Here is a 25,820-nt window from a genome sequence, read left to right as displayed (position 1 = left end):
TATTCATATTTTGATTCGTTATTCTCCGAAATGGAGTATTCTTGAAATCGTTAGATTATTGAAGCAACTTACAACCTATCGAATATGGCAAAAGCATAACGAATATCTTTCTCAATATTTTTGGAAAGAAAGAACCTTTTGGAGTGATGGATATTTTTCTTGTAGTATTGGAAATGTAAGCAAAGAGATTATCCAAAAATATATTCAAGAACAAGGTCATTAGGGCTTATATCCCCTAGCCTAAAGGCATAGGGGTTTTACGCCCATACATCTATAAAAAAGAGCCCTTTTCAGGACTCTTACTTATCCAAGCGCCACGTCCAATATCATCATCACGGTAAAGCCAACCATCAGGCACATCGCGGCCAAGTCTCTGTTCCCATTTTCCTGGGATCCGGGAATAACTTCTTCCGCTGTGACAAAAATCATCGCACCGGCCGCAAACGCCAAGGCGTACGGCAACAGAGGTTGGATGATGGATACCAGCCACAAACCGAGCAGGCCGGCGATGGGTTCCACCAAGCCCGACAACTGCCCGTACCAAAAGGCCCTTCCGCGACTCATGCCTTCTCGTCGCAACGGCATCGAAACCGACGTCCCTTCCGGAAAATTCTGCAGCCCCATCCCGATGGCCAAGGATACGGCGCCGGCCAGTTGGGAGAGTTCCCCTGATTGGGCGTAGAACCCGAATGCCACCCCTACCGCGAATCCTTCCGGAATGTTGTGCAGCGTGATGGCCAGAACCAGCAGTGTGCTGCGCCGGTAACTTTCCGGATTGCGTCCTTCCCCTTTTAGGCCCTTTGGGGTAAGGCCGGGGTGCACGTGCGGCAGCACTTTGTCGACACCCCAAAGAAAAATCCCTCCGGACATAAATCCGACCGCAGTCGGCACCCACGGAGGAACCGGTCCATTTTCCGCCATCTCGATCGCCGGCGACAATAATGACCAGAAACTGGCCGCAATCATGACCCCGCCTGCAAAAGCCAGCATGCCGTCCATCACGCGTTGGTTGATGCGTTTGGCGGTAAAGACCAACGCCGCTCCAAGCGCCGTCATACCCCATGTGAACAGTGTTGCCAGCAACGTTTGGATCGTTGGACTCAAGTCGATAAACCAATCCCACATCGTGTATCTCTTCTTTCCAGTTGCTTTATTCGAGTTCTCTTTGCTTCTTAGTATAGAGGACCATTTATTTGTTTACAAATGATAGAAACGCAAAAACAGCTCCTCCGCGATTGGAGAAGCTGTTTGCTTAATTTTCGAACTGCGGCCAAAATGTTTTTTTGTATTTAACCAGCAAGCCAATGGACAGGAGCAACGGCAGCACCACCACCGCTGTCCCAACCACTTGTTGCCAAACAGGCGGCGAGAAAAGGAGCACCATCGTCACCAAGACAACGGCTAACACCCCGCCAAAGACCGATCCGAAGATGATCAAGGCTTGGAGAAACGTCCCCCCGCCCCGGTTGAACAATTCGGTCAAATTTTGCCAGTCCAAATGGAGCATCCGGTAATCACGCACAAAGTAAAAGTGGCTGACCGTCAACGTTCCCAACGTCAGTCCGAGCATGAAGAGCACGCCCAACACCAGCGGAACGCGTGCGAACAGGATGAAAAACAAGGCCAGTGCCGCCGGTATGATCCATTCGATGACAAACGCAAACACAAACTTGAATCTCAAATAACGACTGAGGGAAAAAGGCAGGGATTTGATGTAAAGAAAGTTTTCCCTCTCCAGCGAAATGATGACACCTACAATCGAGATGGCGTTCAAGGTCAAAAAGGTATAGACAAATCCGGCGAAGAAAAAGACCGGCCATAATTTCATCGGCGTGTTTTCCAGATTGACGCCGTTCACCAGGTTCGGGCCAATCGCAATGACCGGCAGCAGGACCTTTGCACTGAGAAACTGCATGATCAACGTACCGTCTTGGATGAGCCCCAAATGGTATTTCAACAACGTTTGATTCACCGATTTTGTTTCGGTCGCCGTTTTCTTCTGTGAAGTGACCGCTTTTCCAGACTGTGCCGCCTCGGTGGTGCCAGATGTGTCTTCCTGGTAGAACGTCGGGATCACCCATTTCACGACGACAAGAGCCAGCACCGCAAGCAGCGCCGCCCATCCCGCCAGTCCCAGCCAGGCATTCAAATCGGCGGGAGTGACGAGCATGTCGTAAAACACATCAACAAACGGTAGCACCTGCACATCCGGCAGTGCTTGTCCGGTCATCTCCATTTCGTCCGGTTCCATATTGGACATGAAGAAAATCACCACAATCATTCCAAAACTGGACAAGGCGTACAACCCCGTCGTCACGACTTGCTTGTTTTTATGGAACACCGGCAGCTTGGTGATGAAGTGCACCAGCACAATGGCGAAAGCAAAGACAACCAGTGTGAGCAGCACAAACAACAAAAATGAACCGGGAATCAAAAGCAGGATGGCTTTTCCTGAGCTGAATCCCAGGAAGAAAAACAACATCCAAATCGGCAGCATATAAGGAAGCATCATGAACAACAAGACCACCAGTTTGGCGGTGAAAATTTCACCTTCCTTGAATGGCAGCGGAAGGTAATGAACCAAATCCCTGGATTCGTAAAACAAATTATAGACGATGTAAAATCCTTGAAGCAGCGCCATCAACACAAACATTCCGGTCGACGTAGTGAACATGCCGGGATATTGGGAGAGGTTGATGTTTCGGAACAACATGCCGAACAAAAAGAGAAACAATCCCAGCATCAAAAGATTCTGCCACACCAAAGACATGTACGCCGGACTGGATGAAGGAGTGCCTTTTTTGGCTTCTTTGTTGCGTTTGGCCTCGATCATCTGCGGGTTGGCGTAGACCATGTTGACTTTGATCAACTCTGTCACTTGTTTCAGCCGCATGTTTACTCCCGCCCTTCTGCTTCAACTACAGACGCTTCGGATTCAAGCTGCCGGCCGGCCATTTTCAAATAGATGGTTTCCAACGATTGGTTTTCATTTTGCGTTTGGAGGTCTTCGATGGTTCCATCGTAAAGAATTTCCCCTTTTTTCAAAATGGCGATGTGGTTGCAGATTTCTTGGGCCACGCCGAGAACGTGTGTCGAGAACAGGACGATGTTGCCTTCAGCGGCATGCTGTTTCATCATCTCTTTCAAATCATACGAAGCCTGCGGATCCAATCCGGTCATCGGTTCGTCCAAAATCCAAATGTCCGGGTTGGACAAGAGCGCGCCGATGATGAAGGTTTTCTGCCGCATCCCATGTGAAAACGAACGGATGAGTCCGTGCTGGTTGTCGGTCATGTCAAACAGTTTCAACAGTGCAGACAGTTGCTCGTGGTAACGGTCTGTCGGAATGTCATACGCTGTGGCCATCAGGTTCCAATATTCTGTAGCGGTCAACTGCAGGAACATATCCGGAGAATCTGGCACATACCCGATTTTTTGTTTGATGGCCAAACGGTTCTCGTCCAGCTTCTCGCCGTCCACCCAAATTTCCCCTTCCGATGGGTTATGGATGCTCACCAGTGATTTGATGGCGGTGGATTTTCCCGCCCCGTTGTGTCCGATCAATCCGAAGATTTCTCCGCGCTTGATGGTCAACGAGACGTTTTTCAAGGCTTGCGTCTGCCCGTAATTTTTTGATACATTCCTGAATTCAATCATTATGTACTCCCCTTTTTATATACCCGTTTCTTATGCTCAGAATACCACACCTTGGAAAAAGAAAAAAATAAGACTGGGAGAAGTTTCCCGGTCTTATTTTTCATTCGAGATAGAGTTTTGAAGCGTCAACGCGGTGAATGACCAAATCGGGTTTACATAATTTTGCGATTTGGGCTAAATCTGCATGAGTGGTCCAAATAAAAGCAGCCGTTCTAATCGATTTAGTCACTTCATGAAAAAATGGACCAAATCGTTCTTCCGACCTCTGATTATTTGGTCTTTATCCCCGTTTAACAAGAACATTTCTCCTAGAGTGGCGGTTTTTCCAAAATGCCACCGCCACTACAGCGGTCAAGGCTTCAAATACGGGAGCGGACAGCCAGATTCCGGTCATGCCAAAGTAATGCGCAAGCACCAACGTGACGGGAACCACCAACAGGATTCCACGCAGCAGTGTGATGACGAACGCTTGAACCGGTTTGTTGATTGCCGACAAGCTGTTGGAGATGAAAATGTTGAGTCCGATGAACGGATAGGCCGCAAAATACAGAACCAACCCCTGTACCGCGATGCGTGTCAACTCGGCATTGTTTTCATTGTTGAACAGCGCGGCAATTGGTTCACGGAACACAACTATCCCGGTGTACATCACAACCGCCATCCCCAACGAACTGACGATGCCGTAACGGAACAGCCGGCGGACGTCTCTTGGTTCGCCGGACTCTTCCAGCCCGCCCTCCCCGTATGCAAAACTGATTAGCGGTTGGGCACCCTGCGCCAGTCCATTGAAAAGGGCGGTGACCACAATCGACAAGTTGGTGATGATGGCGTACGCAGAAACGGCGACGGTTCCTGACACCGACAACAAAAGGTAATTGAACACCAACACGATGATGCCGAGGGACAACTCGGAAAAGAAGGTCGGCAGCCCCAATGTCATCACCGTTCCCATTTCTTCACGGATACGGGAACTCGAAAGCTTCTGACGCAGCTGCGTCCAGTTCACGAAAGCAAATTGGTTTTTCCCGCTCGTAAAGTGCAGGCTCATCACCGCAAGACTGACAATAGGCGAAATCACCGTCGCAATGGCGGCTCCTTCCATGCCCCATCCAAATGGATAAATGAAAATGTAGTCCAACACGATGTTGCTGAGGCTGCCGATGACCATGCCGCGCATCGCCAGTCCCGGATCGCGATCGTTACGGACAAAACATTGGATAAAGAAATTCAGCATAAAAAAGGGCGCAAACAAGGTGATGATCCGCATATAACTCTCCGCCAAATCCAAAATGTCCCCTTCCGCCCCTAAAAAACTACTCAACGGCCGGGCGAAAAACAGGCCGATTGCCACGAAGACCAGAGATAGCAGCACGGAAAGAGCAAACGCCACCGTTGCGCGGGCATTGACGACTTCCTTTGGCTCGACTGCTCTCGTCAATGAAAACCGGGTGGCCGCGCCCATTCCAATCATCAGCCCCAGTCCATTCAGGATTTGAATGACCGGAATCACCAAGTTCAAGGCGGCTATCCCTTCCGCCCCCACTCCGTTGGCGATAAAAAAGGTATCCGCCAAGATGTAACAAGAAACGCCCAACATTCCCAGCATATTCAAGGACACATACTTTCCAAATTTCTTAAACAGGTTTTTATCTACACTCATTTCCTGCATCTTTTATATCCTCCTCACAAAAAAAGAAAACACTTGAATCCCACACCTTCTACGACCTGCCGGTGCGGCTTCAAGCGCTCTCTATGAAGCCCTACTCGGTGGCAGGACCTCAGCTTCTATTTGATTCAATTTAAGCCAGTATAGCAAATTTTCACCCCAAGCTCTATCTTCTTTTGAAAAAATTTTGTTGACGCCTATGTGTATTAACCGTATAATACACTCGACGGACAAAGAAGCTCGTTATATTTTTTACCCTTAGTGTATTAACCTATTAATACACTAATCAAAGGAGTTGAAAGAATGCCCATTGTTTTTAATAAACGCGATCCGATTTATGTCCAAGTAATCCAGGATTTCAAAGAAAAAATCGCAGCCGGCGTGTTGCAGCCGGGGCAGCAAGTCCCTTCCAGACGGGAATTGGCTTCCCAATACAAAATCAACCCCAACACCGTACAACGGGCTTACAAAGAAATGGAGGCAGAAAAATTGATTTTCACAGACGGAAATTCTCCCAGCCGCATCACCGAAGACCAAAGCATCTTGAAAGCCGTCAGAAGAGAATGGATCGACCAAGCCGTGACGGATTTTGTGGAAAGCATCCGCCCCATCGACATCCCCTTGGAAGAAGTGATGGGCATGATTCAAGAGAAGATGACCCATTCGGAAAACCAACCGTTGAAGGAGGAACACCATGATTGAGATTAAACATGTGACCAAGCGGTTCGGCCGCAAAAAAGTGTTGAACGACATTTCATTCAACGTCCAAAAAGGCGAAATCACCTGCTTGATCGGGTTGAATGGGGCTGGAAAAACCACCATGATGAACGCCATCATGAACCTGACACCGATCAATAAAGGCGAAATTTTATTGGATGGAAACCCCATCACTCCTCAAGAATACAACCGCATCACGTTCATCCCTGATGCGACCATCATGCTGCCGCACATGTCGATCCAAGAGGCGATGGACTTCATGAAGGATTACTACAACGTGTGGAACAACGCCCGGGCAGGAGAGTTGTTGAAATTTTTCCGGCTCAAACCGGAAGATAAAATCGCCGATTTGTCGAAAGGGAATGCGGCGAAAGTCAACTTGTTGATGGGCCTGGCTTTGGATGTCGATTACTTGCTGATGGACGAACCGTTTTCGGGAATCGACCTCTTCAGCCGCGAACAGATTGCCGACGTGTTCACCACTCATTTGGTGGAAGACCGCGGGGTGTTGATCACCACACACGAAATCAGCGACATCGAACATTTAATCGACCGGGTGATCTTATTGGAAGACGGGAATGTCTACAAAGATTTCCGTTCGGAAGATGCCCGGGAACAGGAAGGGAAATCCGTCATCGACGTACTGAGGGAGGTATACCAGCCATGAAAACATTTCTTCGTTTACTGTCTTTTGAGTATGAACGCTTCAAAAAGTTTTTTGCCGTTTTGATCGGCATCACCCTTGCATCTAACGTGATCGGCATCATTTACGAATCACGGGCATACGTGTCTAGGGCAAACAACATCATCTATGAAAACCAGCTCACCCCGAACGCCTACATCAGCCAGTTTGGTCCGATGTCGATGGCGAAGTTCGGGGATACGCTATGGGTCATGGGCCCTATTGCCCTCTGCATCGCTGCGTTGCTGTTTTACAGTTTCTTTATCTGGTACCGCGAGTGGTACGGACGCACCACGTTCGCGTACCGCCTGCTCATGCTGCCGGTGCCGCGCATCCAGCTGTTCCTGTCCAAACTGACGGTCATCTTTTTGGCTGTCCTCGCCTTGGTTGTGCTGCAGTTGGGCCTTTTGTGGGCGGGAAATGTGTTGATGGACTCACTGGTTCCTTCTGAATTTTTCTTGGATATGAACCTGTGGGAAATCGTGCAGAAAAATACGCTCTTACCCGTTCTTGCGCCCGAATCGCCTCTCCAATTTGTAATTTATTACGGCCTGGGGCTCTTATTTTTGATTGTGCTGTTCACCTGCATCTTATTGGAAAGAAGTTACCGCGGGGCAGGAATCGTGATGGCTGGGTTGTACGGCGGGGCGGTTTCCCTTTTCTTTATCAGCCCGTTATTCGTCCAGCTCTTTACCCGTGGCTGGTTCTATGACAGTGAACTCTTTTTAATGATGACCGGTTTAGGATTGCTGATTGCCGCAGGTTCCCTTTTCTTCAGTTCGCACTTGCTGCGCCGGAAAATTACCGTATAGGAGGACGACATGAAACGACATTGGAAAATACTGACACTGGCTGGCGTGATTTTGCTTGGATTTGGCGGCTTTTACGGGCTGCAGGCAGTCTCTGCCTCGCAATCGCCTCAAGTGGTTCTTCACACAAAAGAAGGCAACTTGAAAGACATCGAACCGCTCACCATTGACGCGGATTTGTCTCATGGAGGGCTTTATGAGGAATTGGCGTATCATGCAGGAGAAACCCGGACAAAAGAAGACTTTTCTTTTTTGGAACGGTTGGACAAAAAACACCATTGGCACGACAAATTAGTGGAATACCAGGAAGACTATCCTTCCTTTATCCGCGGGAAAAGTCTCTATATCGACTACTTCACCGAATCTGAGGACCACGTGCTCTATGCGGAAGCGCCCTATTTTGATACAGACGGCGGGCGGAAAATATTTGCGGAACTGTTGAACAAAGAAACCGGAGAAACGACGGAATGGACATTGGAGGTGCCGGTGGACGATCCCCGGGGCCGTTTCACCATTATCGATTCTTACATCGGCGAAGACACCCTCCATTTCTTGGTGAACCAACAGCCAGCGCAGCACTACGATGCGCTTCAAGATGACCTCGTCGTGTATACATTCGATTTGCAGACAGAAGAATTGTCTGTCTCACGTTCACTCATCTCTTTGGCGGGTGTGGCGGATTCTCCGAATCTGTACGTGACGTTTTATCCTGATGCGACCCTCTCCTACAACCGCCGCTTCGTTCCGTTTTACATCAATGAAGCAGAAGGCTACTCCGGTGAACCAGAAACGGAAGAACCCGCGCAGGAAGTGTTTGTGTATGACTTTGAAACACACTCGGTCTCGACCTTTGTACCGGAAGAAACCATCCCTGCCGACTCGAATGTAATGCTCTACGAAAACCATTTGTATTTCTATACGCTGGAGGATGAAACCATTGAAATCCATCTTTACGATATGGCCTCCGGCACCTTCACAGACGCATGGACATTGGATGCCGGTGAGTACGCTGAACCTTATGGCAACGGGTATTCCATCGCAGTCGATGTCCGCAACCGTTTGTATGTGTTCAATACATTGAAAACTTCTGAAAATGAAGCCTATTTGTTGGTATATGATTTGAATACAGAAGAACGGATGTATGCGGGCGAAGTGGCCTTGGAAAATGAACCTCAAGGAATGTATGAACTGTATATGGATGTAAAAGTTTTCGAAAACCAAACGGATTGAATTTCACAAAAAGAGAGACCTTCGTATTTATTTGAAGGTCTCTCTTTTTTTATATAAGTTGCAGCGGTTCTCCGTTACGCTTCCACTCTGCTCCGCTTTTCCATAAACCATTCTGCCAAACTACGGGCGTGGTCCATGATGTTTTCTGCGCTGTTGTTGGCGTAGTGTGTGGAGTAAATCCAGTTACCCAGGAAAAAGGCGTTGTCCATGGTCCCAAACCGTTCGCTTACCATCCGCGTCTGCGGCCAATCAACCAAGATGTCCCGCCCGTTTTTCGCTGGAAGAATCAACCCTTGGTGGTACAGATTCCGGATCAACGGCTGCTCCTGCATCCCACGGGTCAGCGTTTTTTCAAATCCGGTGGCATTGATCAACCAGTCCACCTCTTCCGTCTTCTCGGCCTTCACTTGGAAGGAGGTGCCGCCTTGTTTGGGGAGGACTTCCGTCAAACCCGTCACGATACGCAGGTGTCCTTCCTTCAACAAGTCAAACATCCACTGGACGGTTTTCACCGGCACCATCGATTTGAAAAACTGCAAGGCCGCCTCATATGTCTGTTCGTAGTGGAGTTTATCCGTTTCTGGCAACAAGTTGTACAGATGCGCCATATAGGGAATCATCCACTGAATATAGCGTTGCACGTACGCCAATTCTTGGTCCCATTTATCGATGGCTTCGGCGTAATTTTCTAGTGTCTGGGCTCTGTATTTCTCATACACTGCCCATCCATCGATGTGTTCCGTTTCAAAGTCCGCCTGTATTTGGTCCACGATGTTCCGCAACGGAATCCGGCCGCCGTGGTTTTCCAGCTGACGCTGAATCCAGTCCGCTGAAAAGCTGAACGTCATCTCTTTCTGTTCAAGCGGGATATGCACCATATGAAATGCCTTTTCTTTCACGTAAAACGTCACCGGGTGGTTCGATGTCTCTCTCTGCATCAGAGTCCGCATCAAATCAATCCCGGTGGCGCCGCTGCCGATGATGCCGACTCGTGCTTCTGAATCGATCCGGCTCAGCTGTTCGCTTACAGGGTACGGATTCCCGATGTACCGGGCGCAACCGTCCAGTTGATACGGGTCTTTGTACGGCGCATGCCCTACCGCAAAAAAGAGGGCGTCGTATACCGTGTCCCCCCATCCACTTTCCTGTGTGGACAGTTTGTACAAAAGCGGGCCGTCCTCTATTGTCTCCATGACCTTCACGTTGTCTGCGTGTTCGTGCAGGACCGTGACCTGCGGGTGGTTGTAATACGGCTTGAAATATTCGTTCAAGTACTCCCCGTAAACCGCCCGGGGGATCAAGCCTTCAAAGTTCTCAGCTTTTGGGCGGTGTTCCGCAAGCCACCGTTCAAAATGCAAGGGGTCCGTCCGATCTGCGCTCAATGTGTCCGGAGACGAATTCAACATCAACGTGACATCATCCGGTGCATACGGCATGCCGGCTCCTAAAACTGGGCGGGGTTCAAAAACTGTGATGTGGTCTTCTGGTTTAAGGGCATGGTGTTCCAACAATCCTTTCAATAGGGTTGAACCAGCCACTCCTCCACCGATAATCGCTGTTTTCATTTTGTCACCTGCTATGTAATATTCATTCTTACTCCCATCTTACCACGAGAAACCGCAGCATATCTCGTTAATTTGAACAAAAATTAGAAATCTTTTTGAACAGCAAAAAACCATCTCAACAAAATTCATTGACAGCGTTTGCCGAAACCGCTATGTTAACCTTAATAACACGTTTCATAAACTGATACACTAATTCATTTTTCACTTTAAGGAGGAGCTGCTTGGCCAGTATCTTTATTCCGGAATCCATATTGTAAAACAAACAGCTATTTGCACTATATTTTAGGAGGATTATTCGTGGGACAAAATGTAAACGTTAACGTGTGAAAAAGCAGGCCCTTTGGTTTGCGCGATCAAATTGGTTACAAGATTGGAAATATTGAAACGGTTTAACTTTCGGATTTGCCTGTACTTATTTCATGGTTTTTTATTCAAATGTGTTGGGCGTCAGCCCTGCTATCATAGGTGTGTTGTTCGGGGTCGTCCGTTTGATGGTCGCCTTCACGGACGTCGGCATGGGTGCCATTGCCGATAACTCGAAGACAACGGCGAACGGAAAATTCAAACCTTGGTTGAAACGAATCGCCATACCAGTCGGTGTCGCCAGCCTTATGATGTACAACATCTTCATTATGGACTGGCCGCTGACCGCTAAAATCATTTATATATTTATCTCGTACTTATTACGGAGAAGCATTTGCTACACAGCCATCAACATTCCTTACGGTTCTCTGGCGTCCGTCATCACTTCGGATCCGACCGGCCGTGCGAAATTGTCGACTTTCCGTGCAATCGGTTCTTCCCTGACGGCTGTCATCATCAGTTTTGTCGTGCCAGCTGTCGTCTATACACAAAGCGGCCAGGTCATTCCGGCGAACTTCTTCTGGTTGTCCATCATTTTAGGCGCCGGAGCCGCACTTTGTTATTTCATCTGCTACCTCATGGTGGAAGAACGGGTGGACTTGCCGGACGCGACAGAAAAATTCAGTTTTTCTGTTTTCTTCAGTGAATTGAAAGGGTTGTTCAAAGACAAAGGATTCTTAGACCTGATGTTGTCCACGATGTTCCTGTTGCTGGGTGCCATCGCATTTAGTCAGTTGTTGCAGTATTTGTTCCTGGATTATTTCCAAGACACCACTTACCTGCCTATGCCGGGTTGGCCTTTTCCTTCAGCGGGATCTTCGTTGCTCCTTTTGTAGGGAAAATCACACAAAAATTCGGAAAAAAAGAAGCGGGTTCTGTTTCGTTGATCGTAGCCGGTTCACTTTATGTGCTGGCATATTTCCTGCAGATCCGCAATCCGCTTATCTACGTAGGATTGGTTTTGGTGAGCAGCTTGAGCATGGGGTACTACATGATGGCTACGTATTCTTATGTAACCGATGTCATCGTTGACTACCAAATCAAAACGAACGAAAAGACGGCACCATCTACGCAGTGTATTCTTTCATCCGTAAGGTAGGTCAGGCATTGGCCGGCCTTATCGCAGGTTCCTCACTGACTTGGATTGGTTACCAAGAATCCGTCGGTGCCCAGCCAGTCGTCCAAAACCCGGACGTGCAGGAAGGCATCTACAGCCTTGCCACGTTGGTTCCCGGCATTGCTTACTTGCTTGCTGGTTTGACGTTGTTGTTCTTGTACCCGCTTGGAAAAAAACAAGTAGAGAAGAACCAAGAAATTCTAAATCAATAAAAGACATGCACAATTAAAGGCAGGAGGCTGCATTAGCCCCCTGCCTTTTTTGTGTGCGTACTTTTTATTAACGGGTTTTTACAATCAGATCAATCGCTTCTTGGATGGACTGTTCTGCACTTTCTCCATCAGCTTCTCTGTCACTCACACACTGCGCCAAATTTTCCGCAACGATCAACCCAATCGCCCGGTTGATGCTGGAGCTGATGGCCGTCAACTGGGTGACAACGTCTTTGCAGTCTTTTTCTTCTTCCATCATTTTCAAGACCCCGCGGATTTGACCTTCCGATCGTTTCAACCGGTTGATCACCTTTTTGTTATACAGCGAGCTCATTCCGTTTCCCCTCTCCAGGCAGACATCCCACCCATGACATTGGTGACGTCATAGCCGTTTTGAGCCAGCTGCTGGCAAGCCAAGGAAGAGCGCCCGCCGCTGTGGCAGATGACATAATACGACTTGTCTTTATCCAATTCCGTCGGGAACTGGCTTAACGGAACGGATGTTGCTCCTGGGATATGGCCGCTTGCAAACTCGTCGTCTTCTCGGACGTCGATAATGTGAATGTCTTTATTTTTGCGGTACAGTTCGTCAAATTCAGGCATGGAAATGGAATTAAACATTTTTTATCTCATCCTTTTTCTTGTGTATGTTTTCAGGTTTGACGGTCGAATACAATGCGAATGCACCGTCCAAGTTTTTCACAGTGAATCCATTTTGCTTCATGATTCGTTCAGCGATGTAGCTTCGTTGTCCGCTGTGGCAACTGACGAGATAGGATTGATGTTTATCCAATTCATCCAAGCGCCCACGCAAGTCATTCAATGGGATATTGACCGCACCCGGCATCTCGCCGTTGTTGGCAATTTCTTCTTCGCCACGGACATCCAGCAGTGTCCACCCGTTTTCCTGCAGCTCTTCCACTTCATACCATTGTGCGGTATCGCTGAAACCTTCTACGATGTTGATGGCTGCGTATCCGGCCATATTGACCGGGTCTTTGGCCGAACCGAACGGCGGTGCATACGTCAATTCCAATTCAGGCAAATCATGGACAGCCAAGCCGCCTTTTATGGCTGTGGCAATTACATCGATCCGTTTGTCGACGCCTTCTTTACCGACCGCCTGGGCACCGTAAATGTCTCCGGTTTCCGGGTGGAACAACAGTTTCAATACAATGGTTTCAGCTCCAGGATAATACCCCGCGTGGTGTTTGCTTTGGATATGGACGGCTTTGTATTCTTTTCCGGCTTGTTGCAACTGGCGTTCGTTCAATCCGGTGGAAGCCCCCACTAAATCAAATACGCGTACAATGGCCGTACCGATGCTGCCTTTGTTTTTTCTCTCATGACCGGCAATGACATCCGCCACTTGTCGACCTTGACGGTTTGCTGGAGACGCCAAGGCAATCATGGTGTCTTCTCCCGTCAACTGCTGTTTCACGATGATGGCATCCCCGATGGCATAAATGTCGGATTCGCTTGTTTCATAGTATTCGTCCACCAAAATGCCGCCACGCATCCCGGTTTCGATTCCGGCTGTCTCAGCCAGCTTGGACTCCGGACGCACACCCACTGACATCAACGTCAGATCACTTTCCAACCGCTCGCCATTTTGCAGAACCACCACATGGCCTTCTTCTTCAAAGGATTCCGCAGCCACGCCGGTGTACAGTTTCACACCTTTTTCTTCCAACTCTTTGGTGATATAAGCAGCCATTTCTTCGTCGAACGGCGGCAGTACATGCGGCGCCATTTCCACCACCGTCACATCGAGTCCACGGTGATGCAGGTTCTCTGCCATTTCCAATCCGATGAATCCGGCCCCGATGACGGTGGCTTTTTCCGGTCGGTTTTGTTCGATGTACTCCGTGATGGCGTCCACATCCGGAACATTCCGCAGCGTGAAGACGTTCGTCGCTTCTTCCAACCCTTCCGTCGGCGGAACAAACGGTTTGGCTCCCGGCGAGAGGATCAATTTGTCATACTCAAGAGGGTATGTGCCGTCTTCGCTTTTCACTGTGACCGTTTTTGCTTCAGGATCGATTGACAAAGCTTCACTGTTGACGCGGACGTCCAGGTTAAAGCGTGCGTTCAGAGCTTCCGGCGTCTGCACCATCAGTTTGCTGCGGTCCGTGATTTCTCCGCCCACATAATAGGGCAAGCCGCAGTTGGCAAAGGAGACATAGGGTCCTTTTTCCAAAATGACAATTTCTGCTGATTCATCCAGTCTTCTGAGACGGGTAGCAGCAGACATACCGCCTGCCACTCCTCCGACAATCACTACTTTCACTATAGTTTTCCTCCTCTTTTTGGTCCGGTCCAAGCACGCATGCCGCCTTTAACGTTTACGACGTCATAACCGTTCGCCTTCAACTGTTTTGCTGCTCGCTTGCTGCGCATGCCGCTTGCACAAATCACATACGCCTTGTGTTTCGGTTCGTAACGATTAATTTTGTGCAGGGGGACATTTTTCGCTCCCGGGATGTGGCCGCCTTTGAATTCTTCGGGTGTGCGCACATCCAGGATCAACGGTTTTTCATTTAACTTGTTTTCCAACTCTTTTGTTGAAATGGAAGGGGTTCTTGAAAAGAACATGCACACTCTCCTTATTTTTCTGCGATTTTTTTCTCGAGGTAGTCTTTCAATACTTCTTTTGGATGGGCACCGATAATTTTTTCCATCGGTTGACCGTCTTTGAATAAAATCATCGTTGGAATGCTTTGGATACCGAACTCAGCCGCCGTCGCTTCGTTTTCATCGATGTTCAATTTAGCGATTTTAACTTCTTCGCCCATTTCTTCGTCCAGTTGTTCCAAGATTGGAGCGATCATCCGGCAAGGTCCACACCATGGCGCCCAAAAATCAACCAACGTCAAACCGTCTTTTACCTCGTTCATTAGTGTTGCATCGGTTACTTGTACTGTCATGTATAAAGTCATCCTTTCAAAAATAGGTGTTTTTTAATCGTTGTACCTAGTATACCCCATAGGGTATCTCGTGTCAAGAAGGGAAACTTATTTTTTAAAAGTACAACGAAGAATTCCCGCCTGAAACGAGACGATTTCCCTTATCTGAATTTTCTGATTTAAATTGATTAAAAAACACTAAAAAAGTTTGTACTCAGCAAAGGAAACGGTTACAATAGAGTTGTGAAATACTTTACATGGAAATTGTCGCAACAGTATTTAAGTATGTTTTTCTGATGGGTGGAAACACAGGCGGAGAGGTCCGTCTCTGTTTCTAAAAACAAACATAAAAGGAGCGAACATCATGTTTCAGTTGAAAGATAAAGTTACGGTGGTCACAGGGGCAGCTTCAGGAATCGGGCTGGCAACGGCGGTAGCATTTGCGGAAAAAGGCGCCAAAGTGGTTCTTTCCGATTACGACAGTGAAAAAGGGGAAGCACGGACGAATGAGCTGAAAGAAAAAGGTCACGACGTGCTGTTCATCAAAACAGATGTGTCCAAGGAACAAGAAGTGAAAGAGTTGATCGAAAAAACCGTAGATCAGTTTGGACGCATCGATGTCATCGTCAACAACGCCGGTGTCGGTGCACAAGGTGACATGCACGAGACCTCCGATGAAGAATACAAACGCGTCATCTCCATCAACCAAGACGGAGTATTCTATGGTTCGAAATATGCGGTTCAGCAAATGCTGAAAACCGGAGGCGGTGTCATCATCAACATGAGCTCCATCCTCAGCTTAGTTGGAGAACCTACTGCGTTCGCCTACAATGCTTCTAAGGGCGCGGTACGATTGATGACCCAATCCATGGCGTTGCGCTACGCGAAGGACAACATCCGCGTCACCGCCATCGCTCCGGGGTACGTAGAAACAGGTATGGTCAACAAAGAAGCATTGGGTGAATACTACGATGGATTGGTTGCCAAACACCCAATTGGCCGCTTGGGACAACCAGAAGAAATCGCCCATGCCGTGGTCTTTGCGGTAGAGAACGAATTCGTAACCGGCATCACGATTCCGGTCGAAGGCGGCTACACCGCTCAATAAATAAACATAAAAAATTAGGCTGGGACGTTTGTCTCAGCCTTTTTTATGTTGTTATTTTCCGGGTCACTTGTGCTTTCAAGCAGATTTTCTCCTGACCGATTTGAATATCCAACTCTTCCCCCGACACTTTTTGTCCCGTCAGTTCATTTTGTTGGATAGTGATGTGGAGCCGGCGCCCTCTATAGACATACGGAAAGAAGCATTCTTCCCAAAAACTTGGCAACAACGGACGGAAAGACAATACCCCGTTCTTTTCCGTGATACCAGCAAATCCTGCAACAACCATCAGCCACATGCCGCCTAAGGCTCCCGCATGGACACCATCCAGTGAAGTCGTTGGAGCGCTGTCGAAATCAATGTCCAGTTCTTCTTCAAAGAACTGTTCGCCTTTTTCCCTTTCGCCGTTTCGCAGGCAGACAATGCTGTGGATGCATTTGCTTAAAGAAGAATCGTGGATGGTCCGGGCTTCATAGTAGTCCAAATTTTTCTTGGCCGTTTCCGCATCAAACAACTCCGGCAGCACATACAGCAGCATCACCACATCTGCCTGTTTCAACACTTGCCGTTCGTTGACTTCTTCGCGGGAAAACTCTGTCAAAATCAACTGTTTGCCGGCTGATTCTTTGTAGCGGCGGATATCCAATTCCGGCAAAGTCAAAAACGTGTCGTCTTGGGGAAGAATCCCCTCCCTGTTTGGAGACGGCAGGTACAGCCGGTCCAAAAATGCTTCGGCCTCAAAACGCAGCGAGTCGTCTTCGTCGATAAACTGCAACGCGGACTGCACATTGTAATAAGCCGTGTAGTTGGTGTAGGCATTGTTGTCGACAAATTCGGTGTATTCATCCGGACCGATGACGTTCTTGATTCCCCATTTTTCCTCTTCCCTGTTTTCTGTGCCAATTCTTCCTAGAAGGAAACCGACGCATCGCTCTTCGTGCTCGGATCCAATTCATAACTCTTGAATGTCACTTCTACTTCGTCTTTGTGCTCGAATTTCTCGATTGCCTGTTCCAGCACGCGTTTGCCAATATAACAAAATGGGCATACAAAATCAGATCATACTTCAATGTTCAATCCATCCACCTCTTCTTGTAAAAAGTAAGTTGTTTTTATGATTTATACTAGAGGTTTTGAGTTGGGAATGCAACGATGGAATTTTTTTGAGGGGCATCAATCTGAAAGCAAAATAAACCAGCGTTTGGCATCTATAAAACTACTTTAAGCAACTCTCAATCGGCAGCGCAAAATCCTATGTTATAATGAACCGAACGTCAATTTTAGGAGGCAGTGAATATGAAAGATCCAAATTGCCTATACTGCGTAGAAGGCGAATTGCTCGCAGACTTCGGTTATCCCTGCGTGGAACTCGATTACAGCAAGGTTTATGTGTTCAAAGAACAGAGCCACAAAGGACGCGTCATCGTGGCATCCAACAAGCACGTCAGCGAACTGGTCGATTTGAGCGACGAAGAACGCAACGGCTACTTCTCTGATGTCGACAAAGTCGCAAAAGCTTTGCACAAAACGTTCCAACCTGACAAAATCAACTATGGCGCATATGGCGACACCGGCCGTCACCGGCACTTCCACCTAGTTCCAAAATACAAAGACAAAGTGGAATGGGGCACGCCGTTCGCCATGAATCTTCAAGAAACATTCCTCACTGACGAAGAATACGAGACGTTGGCCGAACAAATCCGGACCAATCTTTAATCCAACAGCACCAAGAGGCGCTTCACTAGTTGAGCGGCTTCTTAGTGTATACCGAATTTTGAAGGAGGCGGCAGCGATGAAACTGGTCAGCAGTACGGAAAAATGGAATCAGGCAGCGGCTTTTTATGTACGGATGGAAGTGTTTGTGTTGGAGCGGGGCATTGCATTGGAAGAAGAATTCGATGCCTTTGATCGTGACGATACCCTCTATCTCGTTCTCTACGATGAAAACAAACCCGTCGCGACCGGACGCTACTTAAAAATAGACGCCGACACCATTCGGCCGGGGCGCATCGCAGTCCTTCCTTCCCACCGCGGAAGAGGACTTGGAAAGAGAATTGTAGAGGAAATGGAAGCTGTGGCAAAAAAAGAACAGTGCACCACTTCAGTGATTCACGGTGAAATGACCGCCGCTCCTTTTTATGAAAAACTAGGGTACGTGAAAGTTTCAGAACCGTATTACGAAGACGGTGCTCTCTGTGTGACGCTGGAGAAACGCTTGCGACCAAATCATTCTAGTTTGGTGAAATAATTTGGTCGTAGACTGTATTTGTTCAAAGTTGATTTGGTAAAGCAAAAAGACCGGAAATATTTCCGGTCTTTTTGCTTGCTTACTTTCTATCGCTTTGATTCTCGTCAGTTTTCTTCTTTTTGAACAGATTTTTTCTCTCTGAAGGACGGTTGTATCTTCGTTTAAGGAAAATCGCCAGTCACACAACCAATCCGATGATTAGCAGGAACGGAACCGCATAAACCAGCCAAATCAGCGCGTCTTGAATCCAGTAATAAAAAGCAAACACAGAATCGACGAAAGCTTCTTTCGCCCGCTGCCAGAAAGAGAGGTCCTTTCCGCGATGACATCGGACAATTGGTCTTCAATCAACAAGATTTCTTCGACCGTCTCGGCTTGTTCCAATAGGGTGTTCAATCGTTCTTCTTTGGTCTGTAACACACGGATGCGCGTTTCCGTGTCGCGGTAATCTTGGGTAACGTCTTCGGTACCGATGCGTTCACTGGTTTTGACCGCTTCTGTTCCTTCCAAATCTTCCAAAAATGCGTCCAATGCATCCGTCGGCACCCGGAAAGTGTAACTAATTTGGCGGTACTGTCGGTTGGTGTCCCCTGGAGTGAAGTTCCCGGAAGGCGTGTAACTGGTCTCGTAGGAGTGCTCCACATACGCTTCATGCTTTTCTACGAGTTCCGTGACTTGTGTGGTCATCCCGGAAAAATCCAATGTCTCGTAGGCAACCTCCACTGTTTGAACTACTTTTTCTCCGATCAAGTTCTCTTCTTCCGAAACGTCGGTGACCGTTTCTCCTGTACCCTGTTCCCGGTTTTCGGAGTAGCCTCCAGGAACGGCCATATCCTCGGTCTGCATGGTTCCTTCCCGCGTACAAGCGCCCAACAACAGTAAACACATCAACATGAAAACGACGGTCCTTTTTTTCATTCCCGTTCCCACTTTCCCTTGTGTAGTTGTGCCACCTATTCGTTTTTATCGTATCATCTTTCCGGTTTGAAAGCGATACGGCAAATTGATCCGACATTTCCATTTAAATTGATTGAAGCATATAAAAAAACTCTACCTGGATTGGCAGAGTCTTTCGTATTGGTTTGTATGGCCGTGTCACCGGCATCCCCGGCCGGTCGGTATGTACACGTCTTGCTCAATAACTTTGAGAGTATTGATTGGGAGTTGCCAATTGATCGATGCGATCCGGCTGGAAACCAGCAAACGGCGCATGCTGCTCCCCTTTTATAACTGGGACGGATTGAAAGCCCATGTTTTTTACTTCTTCCCATGCGGCATCAGAAGCCAAGATGTCTTTTTCTTTATACGAAATGCCCATCACGTCCATATATTTCTTCGTGTAATAACAGCGCACACAGCCCGGTTTAGTATACACAACGATTTTTTCCATCTCAGATTCCTCTCCTTTAGAATCCCCTGTTCATTATAAAAGTCGCCTTTGATTTGTCCATATGTGGTAACGTCTCATCTATTATAGCACAAAATGTTGTGCTGTTCCCCTCTTCCGGTCAAACAATTTTAAACCAAAAAAGTGCTGACAGGTTCTTTCCCTGTCAGCACTGGTGTTTCCTCGCTTACAACAAAGCTTCCGTTTCTTTTTTCACCTGCTGCAAAAACCGAATCGTTTCTTTCGAAAACGGGTGGCGGATGCCGCATCCTGGAGTCAAAATCAGGTGTTTGCCTTTTGTTTCTGTGATGCTGCGGTAAATTTGATGACGAAGCTGGTTGCGGCGGTCATGAGTCACATCCATGCGCGCAATGCCGCCCATCACGCATTTTTGGGTGTAAGCCATGCCTTCTTTCAATTCCGGCAGGGTTTCCCATACGTGCCAGTTGAACACGTCCACTGGATAGTCTTTCAATAAGCTGAACATACTGTCGTTTCCGTGCGCATGCAAGGCATTGAACCAGCCTTTTTCTGCGCCTTCCAACACCTGCAGGTCGTACGGCACCCCGTACGTCCGGTATGCCTCTTCCGAGAGTTTCTCATAAGAACTCATTTGCGAAGCAAAGTAAACGCCGGCTGCGCCCATTTCAATCGCTTTGGCGGAAAGAGCAGCTGTGGTGGCCGCGATATTTTTCAGTGCTTGATGCACATAACTTGCTTCATCGATGGCAAGATGTTCTTTCAACTTTCCTTGACTCAACTTGTCGGCTGTCGTCAAGGGGCTGAACACCGTCATGATGACCGGCGCTTCCTCATCGATTTTTTGAAGGACCAACTCCAAATGTTTCAATTCATGAGCCAGTGCTCCTTCTTCGATGGACATTTCCGGAACATCCGCCCAGTCCTCATACGACTGGATCGGTGTTTCCACTACTTTGGCCACGCCACCGGCAGCCACTTCAGAGAAATCAATGCGACAACCATAGTCTTCCACCGCATACATGCCGTTGTTCATCGTTTTGATGAAATCCAAATCATATTTTTTGAATAACGCGTATGTTTCTTCTGCAATTTGTTCAGGATTCCGGTCTTTTTCCGGGACATGCGTCCAAAAAGAAATTGGATACATGTGACAAAAAAATCGCCCTGCATGCGTCATGCGCAGACGATTCCACCATTAAAACAAACAATTGCTCGCATTAAACCATTGTACCATACTATATCGAATAAAATATATCAGAAACGTCAGAACACTGTCAATACTTACGTAAAATAAGTAGTTTTTTAGCCACCATTGTTCCACGTGAAACAATTTTAAAATTACCGGCATAACAGGCAGGAAATACCGACAAAAAAAGCCTCAAAACGGGAAGAAACCTTTTCACCGTTTTGAGACCTGCACATGCCGGAACGCAATGGGTTATGAGGGGCTCGAACCCCCGACCCGCTGATTAAGAGTCAGCTGCTCTGCCAACTGAGCTAATAACCCTTGTTATTTGTATTATACAGTATAGCACCAGGATTTTTCCTCCGCAAGAATATGCACTTAGCCTTTCCAGACTCACTTTAGCTGATCCAACAAAAAAAGCGGCCGCAACCGGCCGCCTTGTCTTTTCTGTTATGCACCTGGTGGAATCTGTTCTTCCGGATAATACGCGAGGGAGGAAAACTTGTTGTATTCTTTGATGAACAACAACTTGACCGTTCCCCGCGCACCACTCCGGTTTTTCTCGATGATGACTTCCACCACGTTGTCATCCGCAACTTCCTCTTCTTCTTCGCCTTCTTCTTTCCGATAGTAGTCTTCACGGTACAAGAACCCGACGATGTCCGCATCCTGCTCGATCGAACCGGATTCCCGCAAATCACTCAAAATCGGGCGCTTGTCTTGACGTTGTTCCACACTACGAGACAACTGAGACAACGCAATCACCGGACAAGACAATTCTTTTGCCAATTTTTTCAATTGACGGGAAATTTCCGATACTTCCTGCTGGCGGCTTTCGCGGCCGCTTCCTTCGATAAGCTGCAGGTAGTCGATGACGATCAACCCTATGCTGCCCCGTTCTTGTTTCAAACGGCGGCATTTGGCACGAATCTCAGCGGTCCGGATACCCGGCGTGTCGTCAATATAGATGTTGGCACGGGACAAGCTGCCCATCGCCACTATCAGACTTTGCCATTCCTCTTCTGTCAACGAACCGGTCCGCAGGTTGGAGGCGTGGATGCTTCCTTCCGCACACAACATCCGGTTGACCAACTGTTCGGCACTCATCTCCAGGCTGAAAATGGCTACCGATTCATCGGTTTTTGTCCCGATGTTTTGACAGACATTCAACGCAAAGGCCGTCTTCCCTACCCCCGGACGGGCAGCCAGGATGATCAACTCATCAGGGTGAAGTCCCGCAGTGATTTCATCCAACGCTTTGTATCCGGTCGACAATCCCGTAATTTCTTCATCGTTTTGATACAATTGGTCGATTTGAGCGATGGAGCGGTTCAACACTTCGGATATCGGTGTGAATCCTGCTCGGTTTCGCTTTTCGGATACTTCCAGAATACTCCGTTCCGCTTCATCCAAGATGAACGGCACGTCATCTGCTTCTTCGTAGCCCTTTGCAGCAATGTCGGTGGCGGCATGAATCAACCGGCGTAATATCGCTTTTTCTTCGACAATTTTGGCATAGTACTCCATATTGGCTGCCGTTGGGACGGATACAGCCAAATCAGCCAAGTACGGCATTCCCCCAACGTCTTCCAATTGGTGTTTGTTTTCAAGCGTATTGGTGATGGTGACCACGTCAATCGCTTCGTTGCGTTCATTCAACTCCACCATCGCTTGGAAAATCAACTGGTGACTTCTTCGATAAAAATCTCTCGGTTCTATGAATTCCATCGCAGCCACGAGCGTATCAGGGTTCAAGAAAACCGAACCCAGGACCGCTTGCTCTGCTTCTATATTTTGCGGTGGTAAACGATCTTGAAATGCTTCGACTGCCAAATCTCTCTTCCTCTCCTTACACCAAACCAATATCTAGTTCAAATTCTCTATTCGTTATTTTACTTTATTTTTTGACAAAAGTACACTCCACAAAGAGAACGCACGTTCGTTTACGGATAATTGTGATTTTTTGTTCACGGGTAGGCCGTTCGGTATTCATTTTATCCACATGTGCATAACTTTTTCACTTTCATTTTATCCACATTTATATGGAAGACGCAGAAAAAAGTTGTGCACATGTGGACGGTTGTTTTCTTCTGGCCACTTTCCAAAGTCAAAAAAAGACCCCCGAAAGTCAGATGCAATCGCGTGACTTTCGGGGGAATCGGTTGTTAGTTATCAGCCAACACACGGACGGTCAATTCAGCCGTCACATCTCGGTGTAATTTGACATCCATTTTCTGCGTTCCCAGTGAACGCATTGGGGTTTTCATGTCAATTTTGCGTTTGTCCAGCTCTACACCAAGCTGTTTCTTGGCGGTTTCTGCGATTTGTTTGGTCGTTACAGAACCAAACAACCGGCCGTCTTCTGCGGCTTTCGCATGGATTTCAATGGCATTCTCGTCTTTTTCAAGAATTTCTTTCAAACGTTCGGCTTCAGCCAGCTCTTCTGCTTCTTCACGCTTTTGCGCGTTCTTTTTCGCTTCAAGCTCTTTCATGTTCCCTGGAGTGGCTTCTTTAGCCAGACCGCGTTTCAACAAAAAGTTGTTTGCGTAACCATCCGGAACATTTTTCACTTCGCCTTTTTTGCCTTTTCCTTTGACGTCTTTCAGAAAAATTACTTTCATGTCATCTTCCTCCTTTAATTATTCATCCAGTTCTTCTTGTAGGATGCGGACCAATTCTTCTTTCACTTCTTCAACGGTCTGCTCTTTGATTTGAGTAGCCGCATTGGATAAATGGCCTCCGCCGCCCATTTTTTCCATGATGAACTGGACATTGACATTGCCTAAACTCCGAGCACTGATCCCCACAGTGTTTTCGTCACGCCGCGTAAGGACGAACGCTGCTTCCACCCCGGACAACGACAGCATTGTGTCCGCTGTTTGAGCGGTCACAACCGGTGAATATATGCGGTCGTTTTCCCCAGAGGCAATGGCCAGCCCTCTGCGGACGAATTCCATTGTAGAGATGAGATGGCTGCGTTGCAAGTACACTTCTGGTTCTTCTTTCAGCAATTTTTGAATCATCGTGCTGTCTGCACCGACGGATTGTAGGTAACTTGCCGCATTGAAGGTACGAGAACCTGTACGCAGGGAGAAGTTGTTGGTATCCACCACAATCCCGCCCAGCAAAGCTGTCGCTTCGATTTTAATGATCGGGTCTCCTTCATCAGAAACATATTCAAACATTTCCGTGACGAGTTCCGCAGTAGATGACGCATACGGTTCAATATAAACCAGCATAGGATTCTCCGGAAATTCTTCGCCTCTTCGGTGGTGGTCGATGATGACACTCTTTTTCGTCTTCTGGAGCAGTTCTGGCGCGATGGACATCGAAGGCTTATGATGGTCCACCAAGACCACTAAACTGTTCTCTGTGACCATTTCCTTGGCTGCTTGAGGCGTGATGATGTACCGGCTGAGTTGGTTGTCTTTTTCAACTTCGTTCATCAGTTTCCGGACGTCTGTTGCCAAATCATCCGGGTCAACCACTACCCAGCATTCTTTCCGGTTCATCTGAGCGATTCGCCGAATCCCTAAAGAAGAACCCAGCGCATCAAAGTCGGGATGTTTGTGTCCCATGACAAAAACCGTCTCGCTTTGGCGAATCAAATCCCCCAATGCTTGACTGATCATCCGGGATCGGACACGTGTCCGTTTTTCCATCGGATTGGTTTTTCCGCCGTAGTAACGCGGATCGCCGTCAAATGGACGGACAATCGCCTGGTCACCGCCTCGTCCCAAAGCCAAATCGAGGTTGTTTTGGGCCACTTCCGACAGTTTATCAAAAGAAGTTTCGCCATAAGACAACCCGATACTGATGGTCAGCGGCAGATTGCGTTTCGATGTGCGTTCGCGAATGCCGTCAATGACGCTGAACCGTTCGGCTTCCAACCGTTCCAATTCGCTCCGATCCATTAATAGGAAGTAGCGGTCATCTGAAATACGCTTGTAGAAAATGTTGTGCTGTTTGCACCAGTTGGACAAATACGTCGCCATCAAGTTATCGAAGTTGGACACGCTGCGGTCATCCAGACCTTGCGTGAGTTCGTCGTAGTTATCCAAGAAGAGGTATCCCAAAACCGGGCGGCTCTCCTCGTATTTTTCTTCAATCTGTGCGTACTGGGTGACGTCCAGCATGTAAATCGCATGGATGTCCTCTTGCCTATAAACTTGGTAGATATTGTCATTCCAACGTATGGTGAATGAGTCTTCTTCCTCATCATTCAGTAGTTTTTCAGACAACTCCTCGTCCACTTCAGACAAGTTTCTCCCTAATATGTCTTCCTCTTGATTGAACTGAGCAAGCATATAAGGATTGATCCATTCCACTTCATCTTCTGGATTCAACAGAATGATTCCGATTGGCATCTTAATTAATGCTTCCTGCTCTCCTCGTTTGATTCGGTAAGACAAATTGATGATGTATTGATTAATATTTGAAAAAATGTCTTGTCCTACTTTTCGTAGAAGGAAAATAGTGACGATAAACAACAGCAACAAAGCGAATCCCAGCCACATGTTTGCCAGGAATCCAATAATCACTGCCAACGCCTGCACAATCGCCACAAGGGTAAGCATTAAACGGAAAGATGGATCGTCTGTGAAACGTGGAAGTCTTTCTTCTGATTTATTTTCCATAATGTCTCCTTTTAACGCTTTCAACATTAGTGCTATTTTACCACTTTTTATGCGGTTATTCTATAGCTTGAGGGAGCATTATTCTGCTCATGGGGCTTTCATGTTTCACGTGAAACATATGGAACCCAAAGCGTTGGTTGTGTGCCGCATGGACGCACAATCCTGTTTTTTGCGATAAGAAAAAGAGGCTGGTGTCTATCCCAGCCCCTAATATAAATGGTTCTATAATATTTGGTGTTGGTGAATCAAATGGTTCACCGGCACCTTTTGTGTGTTTAAAATGTAAAAAGGCCAGTGAACCCCTATAATTAAGTTACCACAACCAAACGATAGGAGGATTCACATGACCCA

Annotated in this window: 26 protein-coding genes, 1 tRNA gene and 2 pseudogenes; 10 read left to right on the top strand and 19 right to left on the bottom strand. The window is 47.6% G+C overall.

The features are described 5' to 3' along the window. On the top strand, nt 1-223 hold a 223-nt coding region (gene tnpA, locus G470_RS14070), incomplete at its 5' end, for an IS200/IS605 family transposase (protein WP_028274003.1). Nucleotides 224-303: 80 nt separating this feature from the next. On the opposite strand, the gene G470_RS0105740 is transcribed toward tnpA, so the two are convergent. The 4 genes from G470_RS0105740 to G470_RS12815 form a co-directional block, all read right to left on the bottom strand. Further along, nucleotides 304-1,125 (bottom strand): ZIP family metal transporter, encoded by an 822-nt coding sequence (locus tag G470_RS0105740; protein ID WP_028274002.1) that lies wholly within the window; start codon nt 1,123-1,125, stop codon nt 304-306. A gap of 127 nt (nt 1,126-1,252) precedes the next feature. Then, nucleotides 1,253-2,893 carry a hypothetical protein gene (locus tag G470_RS0105735; RefSeq protein WP_028274001.1) on the bottom strand — a complete coding sequence of 547 codons (1,641 nt, stop codon included), beginning with the start codon at nt 2,891-2,893 and terminating at the stop codon, nt 1,253-1,255. 2 nt (nt 2,894-2,895) lie between these two features. After that, entirely contained in the window at nt 2,896-3,657 is a 762-nt protein-coding gene (locus G470_RS0105730; RefSeq protein ID WP_028274000.1) for an ABC transporter ATP-binding protein, read from the bottom strand. 280 nt (nt 3,658-3,937) lie between these two features. After that, on the bottom strand, nt 3,938-5,326 hold the full coding sequence (locus G470_RS12815; protein WP_035445171.1) for an MATE family efflux transporter: 1,389 nt from the start codon (nt 5,324-5,326) through the stop codon (nt 3,938-3,940). A 300-nt stretch (nt 5,327-5,626) separates the two neighbouring features. Here G470_RS12815 and G470_RS0105720 point away from each other — a divergent pair, with 300 nt between their 5' ends. The 4 genes from G470_RS0105720 to G470_RS0105705 are packed head-to-tail and all read left to right on the top strand — an operon-like array spanning nt 5,627 to nt 8,761. Beyond that, on the top strand, nt 5,627-6,025 hold the full coding sequence (locus tag G470_RS0105720) for a GntR family transcriptional regulator (protein WP_028273999.1): 399 nt from the start codon (nt 5,627-5,629) through the stop codon (nt 6,023-6,025). Beyond that, on the top strand, nt 6,018-6,707 hold the full coding sequence (locus tag G470_RS0105715) for an ABC transporter ATP-binding protein (protein ID WP_028273998.1): 690 nt from the start codon (nt 6,018-6,020) through the stop codon (nt 6,705-6,707). The genes G470_RS0105720 and G470_RS0105715 overlap by 8 nt, the downstream gene beginning before the upstream one ends. Next, the gene (locus G470_RS0105710) at nt 6,704-7,534 is read left to right on the top strand and encodes a hypothetical protein (RefSeq protein ID WP_028273997.1); all 831 of its coding nucleotides are present in this window, start codon (nt 6,704-6,706) and stop codon (nt 7,532-7,534) included. Before G470_RS0105715 ends, G470_RS0105710 begins: the two co-directional genes overlap by 4 nt. Nucleotides 7,535-7,543: 9 nt before the next feature. Beyond that, nucleotides 7,544-8,761 (top strand): hypothetical protein, encoded by a 1,218-nt coding sequence (locus tag G470_RS0105705; RefSeq protein ID WP_028273996.1) that lies wholly within the window; start codon nt 7,544-7,546, stop codon nt 8,759-8,761. Between the two features lie 74 nt (nt 8,762-8,835). Here G470_RS0105705 and G470_RS0105700 read toward each other — a convergent pair whose 3' ends face one another. Continuing rightward, entirely contained in the window at nt 8,836-10,326 is a 1,491-nt protein-coding gene (locus G470_RS0105700) for an FAD/NAD(P)-binding protein (protein ID WP_028273995.1), read from the bottom strand. A 419-nt stretch (nt 10,327-10,745) separates the two neighbouring features. Here G470_RS0105700 and G470_RS13845 point away from each other — a divergent pair, with 419 nt between their 5' ends. Together G470_RS13845 and G470_RS15110 are read left to right on the top strand one after the other, a co-directional pair. After that, nucleotides 10,746-11,525 carry an MFS transporter gene (locus G470_RS13845; protein WP_051258449.1) on the top strand — a complete coding sequence of 260 codons (780 nt, stop codon included), beginning with the start codon at nt 10,746-10,748 and terminating at the stop codon, nt 11,523-11,525. Beyond that, nucleotides 11,483-12,018, top strand: a pseudogene (locus tag G470_RS15110) (MFS transporter). Before G470_RS13845 ends, G470_RS15110 begins: the two are co-directional and overlap by 43 nt. A 67-nt stretch (nt 12,019-12,085) precedes the next feature. On the opposite strand, the gene G470_RS0105690 reads toward G470_RS15110, so the two are convergent. From G470_RS0105690 to trxA, 5 genes are read right to left on the bottom strand one after another with little or no spacing between them, the layout of a single operon-like run. Next, nucleotides 12,086-12,352 carry a metal-sensitive transcriptional regulator gene (locus G470_RS0105690; protein WP_028273994.1) on the bottom strand — a complete coding sequence of 89 codons (267 nt, stop codon included), beginning with the start codon at nt 12,350-12,352 and terminating at the stop codon, nt 12,086-12,088. Then, nucleotides 12,349-12,639, bottom strand: coding sequence for a rhodanese-like domain-containing protein (locus tag G470_RS0105685; protein ID WP_028273993.1), 291 nt, complete (start codon nt 12,637-12,639; stop codon nt 12,349-12,351). Before G470_RS0105685 ends, G470_RS0105690 begins: the two co-directional genes overlap by 4 nt. Then, nucleotides 12,632-14,308, bottom strand: coding sequence for an FAD-dependent oxidoreductase (locus tag G470_RS0105680; protein ID WP_028273992.1), 1,677 nt, complete (start codon nt 14,306-14,308; stop codon nt 12,632-12,634). Before G470_RS0105680 ends, G470_RS0105685 begins: the two co-directional genes overlap by 8 nt. Continuing rightward, nucleotides 14,308-14,613, bottom strand: coding sequence for a rhodanese-like domain-containing protein (locus tag G470_RS0105675; RefSeq protein ID WP_028273991.1), 306 nt, complete (start codon nt 14,611-14,613; stop codon nt 14,308-14,310). The genes G470_RS0105680 and G470_RS0105675 overlap by 1 nt, the downstream gene beginning before the upstream one ends. Before the next feature lie 11 nt (nt 14,614-14,624). Continuing rightward, on the bottom strand, nt 14,625-14,945 hold the full coding sequence (gene trxA / locus G470_RS0105670) for a thioredoxin (protein ID WP_028273990.1): 321 nt from the start codon (nt 14,943-14,945) through the stop codon (nt 14,625-14,627). 343 nt (nt 14,946-15,288) lie between these two features. On the opposite strand from trxA, the gene G470_RS0105665 reads away from it, so the two are divergent. Beyond that, nucleotides 15,289-16,032 carry an SDR family NAD(P)-dependent oxidoreductase gene (locus G470_RS0105665; RefSeq protein WP_028273989.1) on the top strand — a complete coding sequence of 248 codons (744 nt, stop codon included), beginning with the start codon at nt 15,289-15,291 and terminating at the stop codon, nt 16,030-16,032. 43 nt (nt 16,033-16,075) lie between these two features. On the opposite strand, the gene G470_RS0105660 is transcribed toward G470_RS0105665, so the two are convergent. After that, nucleotides 16,076-16,933 (bottom strand): glycosyl hydrolase family 65 domain-containing protein, encoded by an 858-nt coding sequence (locus G470_RS0105660; RefSeq protein WP_276202780.1) that lies wholly within the window; start codon nt 16,931-16,933, stop codon nt 16,076-16,078. 5 nt (nt 16,934-16,938) lie between these two features. Further along, nucleotides 16,939-17,076 (bottom strand): annotated as a pseudogene (locus tag G470_RS15010) (DsbA family protein); the annotation flags it as partial. 249 nt (nt 17,077-17,325) lie between these two features. On the opposite strand from G470_RS15010, the gene G470_RS0105655 reads away from it, so the two are divergent. After that, complete coding sequence (locus G470_RS0105655; protein ID WP_028273987.1) at nt 17,326-17,745, top strand: HIT family protein; 420 nt, start codon at nt 17,326-17,328, stop codon at nt 17,743-17,745. 76 nt (nt 17,746-17,821) lie between these two features. After that, nucleotides 17,822-18,277 (top strand): GNAT family N-acetyltransferase, encoded by a 456-nt coding sequence (locus tag G470_RS0105650; RefSeq protein ID WP_028273986.1) that lies wholly within the window; start codon nt 17,822-17,824, stop codon nt 18,275-18,277. 231 nt (nt 18,278-18,508) lie between these two features. Here the strand turns inward: G470_RS0105650 and G470_RS0105645 are convergent, their stop codons facing one another. From G470_RS0105645 to G470_RS0105615, 7 genes are all read right to left on the bottom strand, one after another. Then, complete coding sequence (locus G470_RS0105645) at nt 18,509-19,195, bottom strand: DUF4349 domain-containing protein (protein ID WP_028273985.1); 687 nt, start codon at nt 19,193-19,195, stop codon at nt 18,509-18,511. A gap of 217 nt (nt 19,196-19,412) precedes the next feature. After that, nucleotides 19,413-19,667, bottom strand: coding sequence for a glutaredoxin domain-containing protein (locus G470_RS0105640; RefSeq protein ID WP_028273984.1), 255 nt, complete (start codon nt 19,665-19,667; stop codon nt 19,413-19,415). Nucleotides 19,668-19,851: 184 nt separating this feature from the next. Continuing rightward, the gene (locus G470_RS0105635; RefSeq protein WP_028273983.1) at nt 19,852-20,823 is read right to left on the bottom strand and encodes a uroporphyrinogen decarboxylase family protein; all 972 of its coding nucleotides are present in this window, start codon (nt 20,821-20,823) and stop codon (nt 19,852-19,854) included. A 257-nt stretch (nt 20,824-21,080) separates the two neighbouring features. Beyond that, nucleotides 21,081-21,153 (bottom strand) — tRNA-Lys (locus tag G470_RS0105630). Between the two features lie 129 nt (nt 21,154-21,282). Further along, a complete protein-coding gene (gene dnaB, locus G470_RS0105625) occupies nt 21,283-22,665 on the bottom strand; it encodes a replicative DNA helicase (protein ID WP_028273982.1) in 1,383 nt (460 codons plus the stop codon). Nucleotides 22,666-22,997: 332 nt separating this feature from the next. Next, a complete protein-coding gene (gene rplI, locus G470_RS0105620) occupies nt 22,998-23,453 on the bottom strand; it encodes a 50S ribosomal protein L9 (RefSeq protein WP_028273981.1) in 456 nt (151 codons plus the stop codon). 18 nt (nt 23,454-23,471) lie between these two features. Further along, nucleotides 23,472-25,469, bottom strand: coding sequence for a DHH family phosphoesterase (locus tag G470_RS0105615; protein WP_028273980.1), 1,998 nt, complete (start codon nt 25,467-25,469; stop codon nt 23,472-23,474). Nucleotides 25,470-25,820 lie beyond the last annotated feature (351 nt).

This window comes from Atopococcus tabaci DSM 17538, from assembly GCF_000429585.1.
GTDB classification, from domain to species: Bacteria; Bacillota; Bacilli; order Lactobacillales; family Carnobacteriaceae_A; genus Atopococcus; species Atopococcus tabaci.
This window is presented reverse-complemented; position numbering and strand designations above follow the sequence as displayed.